Source organism: Pseudomonas sp. Pdm06 (assembly GCF_014851795.1).
Classification (GTDB): domain Bacteria; phylum Pseudomonadota; class Gammaproteobacteria; order Pseudomonadales; family Pseudomonadaceae; genus Aquipseudomonas; species Aquipseudomonas fluorescens_AA.
The window spans coordinates 168,536-184,271 of the sequence record NZ_JACVAH010000007.1; the positions used below are offsets into that span (position 1 = coordinate 168,536).

A 15,736-nucleotide genomic window follows, 5' to 3' on the forward strand; every position below is an offset into this window, starting at 1 on the left:
TTTAGCGATTAAGGAGTATTGGGGTGTCGAGTACCGAAGATGAACAGCTGGCGGATTTGAAGGACTGGTGGACGCGCAACGGCAAGCCGCTGGTCACTGGCGGCCTGTTGGCGCTGGTCATCGTGTTCGGCTGGCAGGCCTACCAGAAATACCAGAGCAACCAGTCGCAAGGCGCCTCGGTGCTCTACCAGCAATTGCTGGAAACCACCCTGACCCCGGACGGCAAGCCTGACGCGGCCCGTGTGGCGGACCTGGCCGGCAAGCTGGACAAGGAATTCGGCGGCACTGCCTACGCGCAGTACGGTCGCCTGTTCGTGGCCAAGGTAGCGGTGGACAGCGGCAAGTTGGACGACGCGGCCACCGAGCTCAAAGGTATCGTCGACAAACCGGCCAACCCGACCCTGGGCGAAGTGGCGCGTCAGCGCCTGGCGCAGGTGCTGGCGGCACAGAACAAGGCCGAAGACGCCTTGAAGCTGCTCGACGGCGATGCCGACAAGGCGTTCCTGGCGACCCGCGAAGAACTCAAGGGCGACCTGCTGGTACAGCTGGGCCGTGCCGATGAGGCCCATGCGGCCTACCAAAAAGCCAAGGCTGCGCTGTCGGATGAAGCCGCAGTCGGTGGCCTGCAAATCAAGCTGGACGACCTGGCCAAAGGGGATGCGTGACGTGATCCAGTGGAAACATGCAGCATTGCTGGCCCTGGCCATTCTGGCCGCGGGTTGCAGCAGCAACAGCAAGAAAGAACTGCCGCCAGCCGAACTGACCGACTTCAAAGAAGAAGTCGTGCTGCAGAAGCAGTGGAGCCGCTCCATCGGCGATGGCCAGGGTGAAACCTACAACATGCTGGTGCCGGCCATCGATGGCGACACCATCTATGCCGGCGACGTCACGGGCGTGGTCATGGCCATGGACCGCAGCAATGGCGACGTCAAATGGGAGAAAGATCTTGAACTGCCCGTTTCCGGCGCCGTTGGCGTGGGTTACGGCCTGGTCATGATCGGCACGCTCAAGGGCGAGATCGTCGCCCTGGACGCGAGCAGCGGTGAAGAGAAATGGCGCGCCCGCGTGACCAGCGAAGTGCTCGCACCGCCAGCGACCAACGGTGACGTGGTGGTGATCCAGACCCAGGACGACCGCCTGATCGGCCTGGATGCGGCTACCGGCAACCAGCGCTGGTTGTATGACAGCACCCCGGCGGTACTGACCCTGCGCGGCACCAGCGCGCCGATCGTCACCAACCGCCTGGCGGTGGCTGGCTTGTCGACCGGTAAAGTGGTGGCCCTGGATGTTTCCAACGGCGTGCCGGTCTGGGAGCAGCGCGTAGCGATCCCGCAAGGTCGTTCGGAACTGGAGCGTGTGGTCGACATCGACGGCGGCTTGCTGCTGTCCGGCGGTACGTTGTACGTCGCCAGCTACCAGGGCCGTGTTGCGGCACTGGACCTGGAAAGCGGTCGTCCGTTGTGGCAGCGCGATGCGTCCAGCTACGCCGGTGTCGCCCAGGGCTTTGGCAGCGTCTACGTGAGCCTGTCCTCGGGCACCGTCGAAGGCGTTGACGAGCGTTCCACCACCGCCTTGTGGAGCAACGACTCCCTGGCCCGTCGTCAACTGTCGGCCCCGGAAGTGTTCTCCAGCTACGTCGCAGTGGGTGACCTGGAGGGTTACCTGCACCTGCTCAGCCAGGTGGACGGTCGTTTCGTCGGCCGTGAGCGCATCGACAGCGACGGCCTGCGTGCCCGTCCGCTGGTGGTGGGCAACATGATTTATGTGTATGGCAACAGCGGCAAACTGGAAGCCCTGACCATCAAGTAAGACTATGCTTGGGGCTAGATCTCAAGCGGCCCGTCCTTTGTGGGAGCGGGCTTGCTCGCGAATACGGTGTATCAGAAGAAAATTTGTTAACTGACACACCGCTTTCGCGAGCAAGCCCGCTCCCACAGGACTGCCTCCGAGCACCAGCCGCTGCCTCGCAGCGGCTTTTGTATTTTCTGAAATAACGAAGTGGAGAGCCGCATGGTTCCCGTAATCGCCCTGGTGGGCCGACCGAACGTCGGCAAGTCCACCTTGTTCAACCGCCTGACCAGGACTCGCGACGCCATTGTCGGCGACTTGTCCGGTCTGACCCGTGATCGCCAATACGGTGAGGCCAAGTGGCAAGGGCGTACCTATATTCTGGTCGACACCGGCGGCATCTCCGGTGATGAACACGGCATGGACGAAAAAATGGCCGAGCAGTCGCTGCTCGCCATTGAAGAAGCCGATGTGGTGCTGTTCCTGGTAGACGCCAAGGCTGGTTTTACCGCCGCCGACCAGATGATCGCCGAGCATTTGCGCAAGCGTAACAAGCGTTCCTACGTGGTCGCCAACAAGGTCGACAACATCGACCCGGACATGGCCCGCGCCGAGTTCGCACCGTTGGGCATGGGCCAGGCGATCCCGATCGCCGGCGCCCACGGTCGTGGCATCACCCAGATGCTGGAAATCGCCCTGGAGAGTTTCCCCAAGGACGACGCGGAAGAGCCGGAAGAGGGCGAGGAAGAGATCGTTGCCGAGGGCGAGGAAGCCAAGCGCATTCCGGGCCCGAGCGAAAAAGACGGGATCAAGATCGCGATCATCGGCCGTCCCAACGTGGGCAAGTCGACGCTGGTCAACCGCATGCTCGGTGAAGACCGGGTCATCGTCTACGACCAGCCTGGCACCACCCGTGACAGCATCTACATTCCCTTCGAGCGTAACGAAGAGAAGTACACGCTGATCGACACCGCCGGTGTGCGCAAGCGCGGCAAGATCCACGAAGAAGTTGAAAAGTTCTCCGTGGTCAAGACCTTGCAGGCGATCAAAGACGCCAACGTGGTGATCTTCGTGATGGACGCCCGCGAAGGCGTGGTCGATCACGACCTGAACCTGCTGGGCTTCGCCCTGGAAGCCGGGCGTGCGCTGGTCATCGCGATCAACAAGTGGGACGGCATGACGCCGAGCGAGCGGGATTTCGTCAAGGTCGAATTGCAGCGCCGGCTGTTCTTCGTCGACTTCGCCGACATCCACTTCATCTCGGCCCTGCACGGCACGGGCGTGGGCAACCTCTACGCTTCGGTGCAGAACTCGTTCAAGTCGGCGGTCACCCGCTGGCCGACCAACCGCCTGACCCAGATCCTCGAAGATGCGGTAGGCGAGCACGCGCCACCGATGGTCAACAACCGTCGGATCAAGCTGCGCTATGCCCACTTGGGTGGTGCCAACCCGCCGATTATCGTGATCCACGGTAACCAGATCGAGAAGGTGCCCAAGTCGTACGTCCGTTACCTGGAAAACACCTACCGTCGCGTCCTGAAGCTGGTCGGCACGCCGATCCGCATCGAGTTCAAGGGCGGCGAAAACCCGTACGAAGGCAACAAGAACACGCTCACCGACCGCCAGGTCAACAAGAAGCGCCGCTTGATGTCGCACCACAAGAAGGCCGACAAGAAGCGCCGCGACAAGCGTTGATCGGACCTGCTGTCCAGAGGAGCTTTTGTGGCGAGGGAGCTTGCTCCCGCTGGGTTGCGCCCTGTAGGAGCTATGTAGGAGCTGTCGAGTGCAACGAGGCTGCGATCTTTCCCCAGACACTTGAGTCCCAAGCGAAAGATCAAAAGATCGCAGCCTTCGGCAGCTCCTACGGGCAGCCCAGCGGGAGCAAGCTCCCTCGCCACAGAGTTTTCCTGCGATTCGGCGACAAGAAAAGGGTGCCCTTTGTGGCACCCTTTTTCATGCCCGGCGATTGGGCTATCCTCGAGCTCTCCCGCGCCGCACCAGAGCCGGGTGCAGAGCAGGGACCCCTCCATGATCACCAGCAAGTTGCCGAACGTCGGCATCACGATTTTCACCCAGATGTCCCAGCTCGCCGCGCAGACGGGCGCGCTGAACCTGTCCCAGGGCTTTCCCGATTTCGATGGCCCGCAGGCCCTGCGCGATGCGGTTGGCCGGCATATTGCTCAAGGCCATAACCAGTACTCACCTATGACCGGCCTGCCGGCGCTGCGCCAGCAGATCGCGGCGAAGATCGCCCGCAGCTACGGCGCCAACGTCGATGCCGATCAAGAGGTCACCGTGACCCCTGGCGCGACCCAGGCGATTTTCTGTGCCATCGCAGCGGTGGTCCACAGCGGTGACGAAGTGATCGTTTTCGACCCTAGCTATGACAGCTACGAGCCTTCCGTTCTATTGGCCGGTGGGCGCTGCATACACGTGCCATTGGGCCTGGATGACTTCGCCATCGACTTCGAGAAGCTCGGCGAAGCCCTGAGCCCGCGCACGCGCATGATCATCCTCAACTCGCCGCACAACCCCAGCGGCGCCCTGATCAGCCGCGCCGAACTCGATCAATTGGCGACGCTGATTCGCGACCGTGACATCTACTTGGTCAGCGATGAGGTCTACGAACACCTGGTGTTCGACGGCGTCGCCCACGCCAGTGTCCTGGCCCACGAAGAACTGTACCGCCGCGCCTTCGTGGTCAGTTCGTTCGGCAAGACCTACCACGTCACCGGCTGGAAAACCGGCTACGTGGTGGCCCCAGCGGCCCTGACGGCAGAGCTGCGCAAGGTGCACCAGTACGTCAGCTTCTGCGGTGTGACGCCGTTGCAGTACGCCCTGGCCGACTACATGGCCGAACATCCGGAACACGTCGACGAACTGCCGGACTTCTACCAGGCCAAGCGCGACCTGTTCTGCGACCTGCTGGCCCCGTCACGGTTCAGCTTCAAGCGCGTGACCGGCACTTATTTCCAGTTGGTGGATTATTCGCGGATTCGTCCGGACCTGAATGACGTCGACATGGCGGTGTGGATGACCCGCGAGCATGGCGTGGCGACGATTCCGATCTCGGTGTTCTACCAGGACCCACCCCAAGGCCAGCGCCTGGTGCGCCTGTGCTTTGCCAAACGCGAGGAGACGCTGCGCGAAGCGGCGGAAAAACTATGCGTGATTTGAGCGCGTTGCCGGACCTCGACATTGCCCTGGTCCAGACCACCCTGGCCTGGCACGACCGCGAGGCCAACCTTGAGCATTTCGAAGCGCTGCTCGAGCAGGCGCGCGGCGCTGACCTGATCATCCTTCCGGAAATGTTCACCACGGGTTTTTCCATGGAGTCCGAGACCCTGGCGGAGCCGGAAAACGGCCCCACCAGCCGTTGGCTCAAGGACCAGGCGAAGAAACTGGATGCTGTCATCACCGGGAGCGTGATCGTCCAGGCCGGCGATGGCAGCCATCGCAATCGCCTACTGTGGGCGCGACCGGACGGTGAAGTGCTGCATTACGACAAGCGCCATCTGTTTCGCATGGCCGGCGAGCACAACCACTACACGCCGGGCGAGCGACAGGTGCTGTTCGAACTCAAGGGCTGGCGGATCCGCCCGTTGATTTGCTACGACCTGCGCTTTCCGGTGTGGAGCCGCGACGCCGAGGACACCGACCTTTTGCTGTACACCGCCAACTGGCCCGGAGCGCGGCGTATGCACTGGAACCGGCTGCTGCCGGCCCGGGCGATCGAGAACCTGTGCTACGTGGCGGCGGTCAATCGCGTCGGTACCGACGGCAAGGGCTTCGCCTACACCGGTGACAGCCAGGTGCTGGATTTCCAGGGTGAAACCTTGCTCAGCGCCGGTGACGCGGATGGCGTGTTCACGGTGTGTTTGAAGGCGGCGGACCTGGCGGCGTATCGCACGCGGTTTCCGGCGAACCTGGATGCCGATCGCTTCGAATTCACGAATTGAAACGATTCAGCCTCAAGGAACGGTGTTGCGTGCCGATAACCGGTCAGCCAAGGAGAAGTCCCTATGACCAGTATCAGCGCAACCACCGTAAACCCTTATCCGTTGTCAGCCCCTAAAGTCTCCATCCGCGGGGCTGAAGAAGAGAAAGCGGTCAGTCCAGTGACATCGACTGACGCCGACGACAAGGACAAGACACTGCAGGTCGATACCCGCGGCGCAAATGTCGCCGGCGCTCCCGCCAGCGGCGGTGTGGACATCATTGAGCAACTGAAAAAGCAGATCGAGCAGGCCGAAAAACTGCTGGCTCAGCAGCAAGCCCAACTGGCCCGGGTCCAGAAAAGCCAGGCCAACGAAGAGCAGAAGGCCCAGCAGGCCATGGCCATCCAGACCCAGATCATGGGTACCCAGGCGATGCTGCAGACCTTGCGGGCGTCGTTGTTGCAGGCGATGACCATTTCTGTCGATACCCATGCCTGACAGTTTGGTTGTCTGACAGGCCGCCATCGCGAGCAAGCTCGCTCCCACAGTGGATCTGTGGCTACCATAAATCCACTGTGGGAGCGAGCTTGCTCGCGATGAGGCCAGTACAGTCAGCACCCAACCATCAGCCAAACAAAAAGGCCCCAGGGTTCACACCCCGGGGCCTTTTTGCATTTCAGCCCAGGAATCAGGCTGCCTTGGCTTCCGGCTGGCTCAGCGAGCGGTTCAGCGCACTGAACAGCGCCTTGAAGCTCGCCGTGGTGATGTTCTCATCGATACCCACGCCATGCACCGCACGCTCGCCGTTGACTCGCAGTTCGATGTAGGCCGCCGCCTTGGCATTGGTGCCGGCGCCGATGGCGTGTTCGTTGTAGTCCATGATCTCCACCGGAATCGGCAGGCCGGCCACCAGCGCTTCCAGGGCGCCGTTGCCCTTGCCGCGCCAGTGCAGGTTGGTCTCGCCCTGGCCCTTGCTCGCCACTTCCACCTCTACGGCGCTGTTGCCGTTCTCTTCCTGCAGGCGATGGCTGACCAGCGCGTACGGGGTGTTGGCTTGCAGGTATTCACGCTGCAGCAGGCCGTGGATCTGCTGGGCGGTCATTTCCAGGCCCAGGCGATCGGTTTCGCGCTGTACCACCTGGCTGAACTCGATCTGCATGCGACGCGGCAGGCTGATGCCGTATTCCTGTTCCAGCAGGTAAGCGATACCGCCTTTGCCCGACTGGCTGTTGACGCGAATCACCGCCTCGTAGCTGCGACCGATGTCGGCCGGGTCGATCGGCAGGTACGGCACTTCCCACAGGGTGTCCGGTTTCTGCTGGGCGAAGCCCTTGCGGATGGCATCCTGGTGCGAGCCGGAAAACGCGGTGTGGACCAGGTCGCCGACGTACGGATGACGCGGGTGCACCGGGATCTGGTTGCATTCCTCGACCACTTTGCGCACGCCGTCGATGTCGGAGAAGTCCAGCCCAGGGTTGATGCCCTGGGTGTAGAGGTTCAGCGCCACGGTCACCAGGTCGACGTTACCGGTGCGTTCGCCGTTGCCGAACAGGCAGCCTTCGACACGGTCGGCGCCGGCCATCAGGCCCAGCTCGGTGGCGGCCACGCCGGTGCCACGGTCGTTGTGGGTGTGCAGGCTGATGAGCACGCTGTCACGGCGGGTGATGTTGCGGTGGAACCACTCGATCTGGTCGGCGTAGATGTTCGGGGTGGCGACTTCCACGGTAGCGGGCAGGTTGAGGATCACCTTGCGCTCGGGCGTCGGGTTCCAGACTTCGATCACCGCGTCGCAGACTTCCTTGGCGAACTCCAGCTCAGTGGCGCTGAAGGTTTCTGGCGAGTATTCGAACTGCCATTGGGTTTCCGGCTGCTGGGCGGCGTATTTGACGAACAGTTTGGCCGCGTTCACCGCGATTTCCTTCACGCCTTCCTTGTCCTGGTTGAACACGATGCGGCGGAACGACGGGCAGGTGGCGTTGTACAGGTGGACGATGGCTTTTTTCGCACCGCGCAGGGATTCGAACGTACGGGCGATCAAGTCTTCACGGGCCTGGGTCAGCACCTGGATGGTGGTGTCGTCCGGGATGTGGCCTTCTTCGATGAGGGTGCGCACGAAGTCGAAGTCGGTCTGGGAAGCGGCCGGGAACGATGCCTCGATTTCCTTCACGCCCACCGCGACCAGGGTTTTCCAGAAGCGCAGCTTCTTGACCGCGTCCATCGGCTCGATCAGCGACTGGTTGCCGTCGCGCAGGTCGGAGCTGCACCAGATCGGCGCGGCGGTGATGGTCTTCGACGGCCAGGTGCGATCCGGCAGGTTGATGGTCGGGAAGGCGCGGTATTTGGAAGACGGGTCTTTGAGCATGCTCATGGGGAAATCCTTATTGTCGTGGCCGGAAAAAGGCGGCCTGCCGGTGGTTCGAATGGGGTGGCTTGAAGCCTGGACGAGGTGCTGCGATTCAGCCCGGCAGTCGTGCGCTGACGAGGCACAGGCTGCGGTGCTGGCGAAGCTGGATGAGGGTGTGAGAGGTTTTCATGCTCCAACCCTAACCGCGTGAACGGCGGATCGCAAGCAGTCGGAAAAAATTGAGAGAAGTTCTGTTTTTTCGATGGAATGCGAGATTTTATTGCGGTGTTGAATGGGAATTATCGTTTTATTGCGCCGATGTTTACGACTCGGCAATCTCTAGAGCAACGGTGCATGTGCCGGCCTCATCGCGAGCAAGCTCGGCTCCCACAGGTATTTGCGCAGTCCCTGTGGGAGCCGAGCTTGCTCGCGATGAGGCCGGTAGCCCCAGCACACATCTCAGGGTTGGAAAGCACCGATGAAAATCGCCGGATCCACCCGCGCATCGTTCAGGCTGATATTCCAGTGCATATGCGGCCCGGTCGCGCGGCCGGTGGCGCCGACCTTGCCCACCACGGTGCCTCGTGCCAATTGCTGGCCGACCTTCACGTCGATCTTCGACATGTGGCAGAACATGCTGATGAAACCCTGGCCGTGGTCGACGAACACCGTATTGCCATTGAAGAAATAATTGCCGGTGAGGATCACCTTGCCCGCGGCCGGGGTCTTGATCGGTGTCCCGGCGGGCACGGCGAAGTCCAGGCCGGCGTGGGGGTTGCGCTCTTCGCCGTTGAAGAAGCGGCGCACGCCGAACTTGCTCGACAGCGGGCCGTTGACCGGTTTGTCCAGCAACAGGTTGCTGGGAATGTTCGGACTGAAGCTGCGGTAGGCCTTCAGTTGCACCGCCAGCTCGGCGTCGATGCGCTTGAGGTCCGCCGGGTTCGGGTTGACCTGGCGTTTATTCTTCAGGGTGATGTGTTGCTCGGGGTACTTTTTGTAGCCGACCACAAAGGGCTGGGTGCTGCCGCCACTGCTGATCTGTTGGGTGCCGGGTTGCACCGTCAGCGGGATGCCGACAATCGCCAGCCAGTTCTGCTGTTCCTTGACCACCAGCACCGGCTTGCCCTGGTAAGTGGCTTTGGGGGCCTGGGCCGCGCTGCCCAGGTCCACCACAGCCACGCCGCCGGGCACTGGCTTGTTCAACAAGCGAGTGATGTAACTGTCGGCGTGGACGTTGAAGGTCAGGCACAGCAAGAACAATGGGGCGAGATATCGCGGCATGAATCAGTCCAGTAAAGAAAGGGTGACTGGCGTCAGGTGATTGTCTTCGACCCGCACCAGCAGTTCGCCTTCGCCGAGCTTGGCGGTCAGGCGCTGGCCGGTCTGGGTTTGCCCGGCGCTGCGGATCGCATGGCCGCGTTCGTCGAGCAAGATGCTGTAGCCGCGGCCGAGGGTCGCCAGGGGGCTGACGATGTGCAGCGTCTGCATCTGGTTGTGCAATTGCACGCGGCGCGCCTTGAGGCCTTCACGCATGGCCCGGGGCAGGCGTTCGGCCAGGCTGTCCAGGCGCTGGCGCAACATGGCCAACTGTCGGCCCGGGTGTTGCCCGGCGAGGCGGGTTTCCAGGCGGATCAGCCGCTCGCGGCGGGTATTGAGGTTGCGTTCGAACGCCCGGCGCAGGCGCATGTCCAGGTCGTCGAGGCGCTGGGCTTGCTGGCGCAAGCGTTCGCCGGGATGACGCAGGCGTCGGGTGAGGCCTTCGAGGCGCAGTTGATCGCGCATCAGCCGGTCGCGCATGCGCATCACCAGTCGGCGATGCAGGCTTTCGACCCGGCGCACCAGGTCGCCGGCATCCGGCGCCAGCAGTTCAGCGGCGGCGGACGGGGTCGGGGCGCGCACATCGGCGACGAAATCGCTGATGGACACGTCGGTTTCATGGCCGACGGCGCTGACGATTGGCGTGACGCAGGCATCCACCGCCCGGGCCACGGCTTCTTCGTTGAAGCACCATAAGTCTTCCAGCGAACCGCCGCCCCGGGCCAGGATCAGCGCATCGAAGCCACGGGCATCGGCCAGTTTCAGGGCGCGGACGATTTGCCCGGTGGCTTCGCGGCCTTGCACGGCGGTGGGAATCAGGGTCAGGGATATCTGCGGCGCCCGGCGGCGGAACACACTGATGATGTCGCGGATCACCGCGCCGGTGGGCGAGCTGATGATGCCGATGCGTTGTGGATGGGCTGGCAGCGGCACCTTGCGTTCGGCGCTGAACAGACCCTCGGCGCTGAGTTTTTCCTTCAGGGCATCGAAGGCCAGGCGCAGGGCGCCATCGCCGGCCGGCTCCACGGTGTCGAGGATCAACTGATAATCGCCACGGCCTTCGAACAGCGAAACCTTGCCGCGGACCTTCACCGCCAGCCCGTCTTTCAAGGCTTGGCGCACTCGGGCGGCGTTCTGCCGGAACAGCGCGCAACGTACCTGGGCGCCGCTGTCCTTGAGGGTGAAGTACACATGGCCGGAGGCCGGACGGGCAAGGTTGGAAATCTCGCCCTCGACCCAGATGTTGCTGAACACGTCTTCAAGCAACACCCGCGCACGGCCGTTGAGCTGGCTGACAGTCAGGACCTCGCGGTCCAGGCCCAGTCGGGCAAAGGGATCTTTAATCATGGGCGGCATGATAAGGGCATTTGTAGCTGAATCTCCATGTGTACAGAGAATTAGACCGAGTCGCCTGCATCGCGAGCAAGCTCGCTCCCTCAAGGGTTCTGCGTCGTACACAGCATTTGAATCCAATGGAAATCCAATGTGGGAGCGAGCTTGCTCGCGATAGCGGTGGAGCTGTCACCACAAATGCTGGATATGCCCCGACACATCTGGCTAAAGTCGCCGCTTCGTCATCAAGGAAGTGCCGGATGAATCTTCTGTCGTGGTTGGGCCAGTGGGCATTTGCCCCCCTGGAATGGCTGGTGATCGGCTCGGCCATTGCCCTGGCCTACATCGTGTTCGGCATCGCCGGGTTCGGCACGGCGCTGGTGGCGGCGCCCATCCTGCTGCTGTTCATGCCATTGTCGAAGATCATCCCGTTGCTGGTCCTGCTGGATTTTGTCGCGGCCTTCGGCAACCTGTTGCCATCGCGTCGGGACGTGTCCCGGCCGGAGCTGCTGCGGTTGCTGCCGTGCATGGCACTAGGGTGCACCCTGGGGGTGATTTTCCTGCTCAATCTCAAGTCCGACCTGTTGTTGCTGTTGATGGGGCTGTTCATCAGCAGCTATGCCATCTATAGCCTGTTGATAAAAACCCGGCCGACGCAGTTGTCATCGCGGTGGGCGTTTCCGATGGGCACGGTGGGTGGGATGTTCGGGGCGTTGTTTGGCAGTGGTGGCTTTTTATATGCCATTTACTTGAATAGCCGCCTGCCCAAGGACCCGGCCCGGGCTACGCAAAGTGCCTTGATCAGTTGCAGCACGGTGGTGCGCTTGAGCCTGTTTATCGTCGCCGGTGTGTATGCCGAGCTACCCTTGCTGGTACTGGCGCTGTGTTTGTTGCCGGCCATGGCGCTGGGGCTGTGGGTGGGTCGTCGCCTGACCATGAGGTTGTCGCGCGAGGCGTTCGTGCGCTTGGTGACCTGGCTGGTGCTCGCCAGCGGCATTGCCTTGATCGGGCGTTACCTGAGTGCTTGACCTGGCTCGGCCAGGGATTAAGCTGCCGGCCTTTATTCGCCCCCATGGGAACCTCCAGGCCTCGTCATGAATTCGCAAAGCATCATCGTCCCGAAAATTTCCACCCTGCCGGTCCACGAGCCCCGGGCCCGGGCGATCGTACGCTGGCTGGTGCGCAAAAATATCGTCGAAGAACAACTGACCACCTGCGGGCGCACCGGCAATCGCATGGCCCACGCCATCGCCCCTGGCGCCCGGGCGGTGGTCCTGCACCCCGAAGCCTTGCCGTTCGGCGAAGAGATCAATGGCCTGGAGATCATCACCAAGCGCTGCATCTATACGCCAGCCAAGGGCTTTCTCGAAGAAGCCGGTTGCGCCGAGTGCCGCAGGGAAATCGGTGAAGCGTTGTTCGAAAGCCTGGAAGACTGGATGCCCGCGCGCACCGACAACTTCACCTGCCCCGAATGCGGCCATGAAGATGACATCAATGGTTTTCTGTTCCTGCAGCCGTGCGGCTTTTCCAACCTGGGGTTCATTTTCAACAACTGGCTGGAGGCGGGGTTCAAGCAGGACTTTCTCGATGAGTTTGCCGATTGGCTCGATCAGCCGGTGAGTTGGGTGAGGGTGGAGTTGTAAGGGCGCCGATGAGCCTCTGTGGGAGCGAGCTTGCTCGCGATGGCGTCGGGGCAGTTGATACGGTGTTGACTGATATGCCGCTATCGCGAGCAAGCTCGCTCCCACAGGGAATATGTGTTGGCAAGCGGGCGGTGATTTAGCCCGTCAATCAGCCCGCCAATAATAGACAGAGTTTTACATTGAGCCAGACGGGGTCCATGAGTATAATGGCGCGCTTCCATTTTCCCGCTCGGGAGCCCCCGCGATGCTGCGTATCAGCCAAGAAGCTCTGACCTTCGACGACATTCTCCTAGTGCCCGGTTATTCCGAAGTACTGCCTAACGAAGTCAGTCTCAAAACCCGTCTCACCCGTGGCATCGAACTGAATATCCCCCTGGTTTCCGCCGCCATGGACACCGTGACCGAAGCCCGTCTGGCCATTGCCATGGCCCAGGAAGGCGGTATCGGTATCATCCACAAGAACATGACCATCGAACAGCAGGCCGCCGAAGTGCGCAAGGTCAAGCGGTTCGAGGCTGGCGTGGTCAAGGATCCGATCACCATCGAGGCTGACGCCACGGTCCGGGATCTGTTCGAACTGACCCGCATGCACAACATCTCCGGCGTTCCGGTACTGCACGATGGCGACCTGGTCGGCATCGTCACCTCCCGTGACGTGCGTTTCGAGAACCGTCTCGATGCTTCCGTCCGCCAAGTGATGACGCCTAAAGAGCGCCTGGTCACGGTCAAGGAAGGCACCAACAAGGACGAAGTCCGCGAGTTGCTGCACAAGCACCGTATCGAGCGTGTGCTGATCGTCGACGACAAGTTCGCCCTCAAGGGCATGATGACCGTCAACGACATCGAAAAAGCCAAGGCCTACCCGCTGGCGAGCAAGGACGACCAGGGTCGTCTGCGCGTCGGCGCCGCGGTCGGCACCGGCAAGGACACCGGCGACCGCGTCGCTGCCCTGGTCAATGCCGGCGTTGACGTGGTGGTGGTCGACACTGCCCACGGTCACTCCAAAGGCGTGATCGACCGCGTTCGCTGGGTCAAGCAGAACTTCCCTGACGTGCAGGTGATCGGCGGCAACATCGCCACCGGCGAAGCCGCCAAGGCCCTGGCCGAAGCCGGCGCCGACGCGGTCAAGGTCGGTATCGGTCCTGGCTCGATCTGCACCACCCGTATCGTCGCCGGTGTCGGCGTGCCGCAGATCAGCGCCATCGCCAACGTCGCCGCCGCCCTTGAAGGCACGGGCGTGCCGTTGATCGCCGACGGCGGTATCCGCTTCTCCGGTGACCTGTCCAAGGCCATCGTCGCCGGTGCCTACTGCGTGATGATGGGTTCGATGTTCGCCGGTACCGAAGAAGCGCCGGGCGAGATCGAACTGTTCCAGGGCCGTAGCTACAAGGCTTATCGCGGCATGGGTTCGCTGGGCGCCATGTCCCAGGCCCAGGGCTCTTCCGACCGTTACTTCCAGGACTCCTCCGCGGGTGCCGAGAAGCTGGTGCCGGAAGGCATCGAAGGTCGCGTGCCGTACAAAGGCACCCTGAGCGCCATCATCCATCAACTGATGGGCGGCCTGCGTTCTTCCATGGGCTACACCGGCAGCGCCGATATCGAAGAGATGCGCACCAAGCCGGAATTCGTGCGCATCACTGGCGCCGGCATGGCCGAGTCCCATGTCCATGACGTGCAGATCACCAAGGAAGCGCCGAACTACCGCGTAGGTTAAGGCTTCCAGCAAAACGTTAATCACCGGGGCTGTTCATTCAGCCCCGAGTTGTTTCTGATTCACTACATGAGAATGAGTCATGGCCCTCGACATTCACGCTCACCGCATCCTGATCCTCGACTTCGGTTCCCAGTACACCCAGCTGATCGCCCGCCGCGTGCGTGAAATCGGCGTGTACTGCGAACTGCATCCGTTCGACATGGATGACGAAGCGATTCGCGAATTCGCTCCGAAAGGCGTCATCCTCGCCGGCGGCCCCGAGTCCGTGCACGAAGCCGACAGCCCGCGCTGCCCGCAAGCCGTGTTCGATCTGGGCGTGCCGGTCTTCGGTATCTGCTACGGCATGCAGACCATGGCGGAACAGCTGGGCGGCAAGGTCGAAGGTTCGGACCTGCGTGAGTTCGGTTATGCCCGCGTCGACGTGGTCGGCAAGAGCCGCCTGCTGGACGGCATCGAAGACCACATCGACGCCGACGGCCTGTTCGGCCTGGACGTGTGGATGAGCCACGGTGACAAGGTCACCAAGATGCCGGAAGACTTCCACATCCTGGCCAGCACCCCGAGCTGCCCGATTGCCGGCATGTTCAACGATGATCGCCGTTACTACGGCGTGCAGTTCCACCCTGAAGTGACCCACACCAAGCAGGGCGGCCGCATCCTGTCGCGCTTTATCCTCGACATCTGCGGGTGCGAAGCCCTGTGGACCCCGTCGAAAATCGCTGAAGACGCCATCGCCCAGGTCCGTGCCCAGGTCGGCACCGACAACGTGCTGCTGGGCCTGTCCGGCGGCGTCGACTCCTCGGTGGTTGCCGCATTGCTGCACAAGGCCATCGGCGACCAGCTGACCTGCGTCTTCGTCGACAACGGCCTGCTGCGTCTTCACGAAGGCGAGCAAGTGATGGCCATGTTCGCCGAGAACATGGGCGTCAAGGTGATCCGCGCCAACGCCGAAGAGCAGTTCCTGAACAACCTGGCTGGCGAGTCCGACCCGGAGAAGAAACGCAAGATCATCGGCCGCACCTTCATCGACGTGTTCGACGCCGAATCCTGCAAGCTGGACAACATCAAGTACCTGGCCCAGGGCACCATCTACCCCGACGTGATCGAGTCGGCCGGCGCCAAGAGCGGCAAGGCCCACGTGATCAAGTCCCACCACAACGTCGGTGGCCTGCCGGAAGAGATGAACCTCAAGCTGGTCGAGCCGCTGCGCGAACTGTTCAAGGACGAGGTTCGTCGCCTCGGCCTGGAGCTGGGCCTGCCCTACGACATGGTCTACCGCCACCCATTCCCGGGCCCGGGCCTGGGCGTGCGGATTCTCGGTGAAGTGAAGAAGGAATACGCCGACCTGCTGCGTCGCGCCGACCACATCTTCATCGAAGAACTGCGCAAGGCTGACTGGTACCACAAGGTCAGCCAGGCGTTCGTGGTGTTCCAACCGGTGAAATCGGTGGGCGTGGTTGGCGATGGCCGTCGTTACGCCTGGGTCGTGGCCCTGCGTGCCGTGGAAACCATCGACTTCATGACCGCTCGCTGGGCACACCTGCCGTACGAGCTGCTGGAAACCGTTTCCGGGCGCATCATCAACGAAATCGAAGGCATCTCCCGCGTCACGTATGACGTGTCGAGCAAGCCGCCGGCGACGATTGAGTGGGAATGATGG

The 15,736-nt window shown here is 62.2% G+C and carries 13 protein-coding genes; 10 read left to right on the top strand and 3 right to left on the bottom strand.

Annotated elements, in window-relative coordinates; genetic code table 11:
• The first annotated feature begins 23 nt into the window (after positions 1 to 23).
• The 6 genes from IB266_RS13785 (at position 24) to IB266_RS13810 (ending at position 6,224) form a co-directional block, all read left to right on the top strand.
• The gene (locus IB266_RS13785) at positions 24 to 665 is read left to right on the top strand and encodes a YfgM family protein (RefSeq protein WP_003198017.1); all 642 of its coding nucleotides are present in this window, start codon (positions 24 to 26) and stop codon (positions 663 to 665) included.
• The gene (gene bamB / locus IB266_RS13790) at positions 658 to 1,809 is read left to right on the top strand and encodes an outer membrane protein assembly factor BamB (protein WP_060739088.1); all 1,152 of its coding nucleotides are present in this window, start codon (positions 658 to 660) and stop codon (positions 1,807 to 1,809) included. The genes IB266_RS13785 and bamB overlap by 8 nt, the downstream gene beginning before the upstream one ends.
• Positions 1,810 to 2,010: 201 nt before the next feature.
• Complete coding sequence (gene der / locus IB266_RS13795) at positions 2,011 to 3,483, top strand: ribosome biogenesis GTPase Der (RefSeq protein ID WP_053118638.1); 1,473 nt, start codon at positions 2,011 to 2,013, stop codon at positions 3,481 to 3,483.
• Between the two features lie 333 nt (positions 3,484 to 3,816).
• Positions 3,817 to 4,965, top strand: coding sequence for a pyridoxal phosphate-dependent aminotransferase (locus tag IB266_RS13800; RefSeq protein ID WP_103307927.1), 1,149 nt, complete (start codon positions 3,817 to 3,819; stop codon positions 4,963 to 4,965).
• Positions 4,953 to 5,747 carry an amidohydrolase gene (locus tag IB266_RS13805; RefSeq protein ID WP_192261526.1) on the top strand — a complete coding sequence of 265 codons (795 nt, stop codon included), beginning with the start codon at positions 4,953 to 4,955 and terminating at the stop codon, positions 5,745 to 5,747. Before IB266_RS13800 ends, IB266_RS13805 begins: the two co-directional genes overlap by 13 nt.
• 63 nt (positions 5,748 to 5,810) lie before the next feature.
• Positions 5,811 to 6,224 carry a hypothetical protein gene (locus tag IB266_RS13810; RefSeq protein ID WP_192261527.1) on the top strand — a complete coding sequence of 138 codons (414 nt, stop codon included), beginning with the start codon at positions 5,811 to 5,813 and terminating at the stop codon, positions 6,222 to 6,224.
• Between the two features lie 190 nt (positions 6,225 to 6,414).
• Here IB266_RS13810 and leuA read toward each other — a convergent pair whose 3' ends face one another.
• The 3 genes from leuA to xseA all read right to left on the bottom strand — a co-directional run bounded on the left by leuA (position 6,415) and on the right by xseA (position 10,734).
• The gene (gene leuA, locus IB266_RS13815) at positions 6,415 to 8,094 is read right to left on the bottom strand and encodes a 2-isopropylmalate synthase (protein WP_192261528.1); all 1,680 of its coding nucleotides are present in this window, start codon (positions 8,092 to 8,094) and stop codon (positions 6,415 to 6,417) included.
• A 435-nt stretch (positions 8,095 to 8,529) separates the two neighbouring features.
• A complete protein-coding gene (locus IB266_RS13820; protein WP_192261529.1) occupies positions 8,530 to 9,351 on the bottom strand; it encodes a peptidoglycan DD-metalloendopeptidase family protein in 822 nt (273 codons plus the stop codon).
• Between the two features lie 3 nt (positions 9,352 to 9,354).
• On the bottom strand, positions 9,355 to 10,734 hold the full coding sequence (xseA, locus tag IB266_RS13825; protein WP_060739082.1) for an exodeoxyribonuclease VII large subunit: 1,380 nt from the start codon (positions 10,732 to 10,734) through the stop codon (positions 9,355 to 9,357).
• Between the two features lie 245 nt (positions 10,735 to 10,979).
• Between xseA and IB266_RS13830 the strand changes: the two genes are divergently transcribed.
• The 4 genes from IB266_RS13830 to guaA all read left to right on the top strand — a co-directional run bounded on the left by IB266_RS13830 (position 10,980) and on the right by guaA (position 15,733).
• The gene (locus IB266_RS13830; RefSeq protein WP_103307924.1) at positions 10,980 to 11,747 is read left to right on the top strand and encodes a sulfite exporter TauE/SafE family protein; all 768 of its coding nucleotides are present in this window, start codon (positions 10,980 to 10,982) and stop codon (positions 11,745 to 11,747) included.
• A 66-nt stretch (positions 11,748 to 11,813) separates the two neighbouring features.
• Positions 11,814 to 12,362: a sugar ABC transporter ATPase gene (locus IB266_RS13835; protein WP_192261530.1), complete on the top strand. Its 549-nt coding sequence runs from the start codon at positions 11,814 to 11,816 to the stop codon at positions 12,360 to 12,362.
• A 244-nt stretch (positions 12,363 to 12,606) separates the two neighbouring features.
• The gene (gene guaB, locus IB266_RS13840) at positions 12,607 to 14,076 is read left to right on the top strand and encodes an IMP dehydrogenase (protein ID WP_060739079.1); all 1,470 of its coding nucleotides are present in this window, start codon (positions 12,607 to 12,609) and stop codon (positions 14,074 to 14,076) included.
• Positions 14,077 to 14,155: 79 nt separating this feature from the next.
• Entirely contained in the window at positions 14,156 to 15,733 is a 1,578-nt protein-coding gene (gene guaA / locus IB266_RS13845; RefSeq protein WP_072408106.1) for a glutamine-hydrolyzing GMP synthase, read from the top strand.
• Positions 15,734 to 15,736 lie beyond the last annotated feature (3 nt).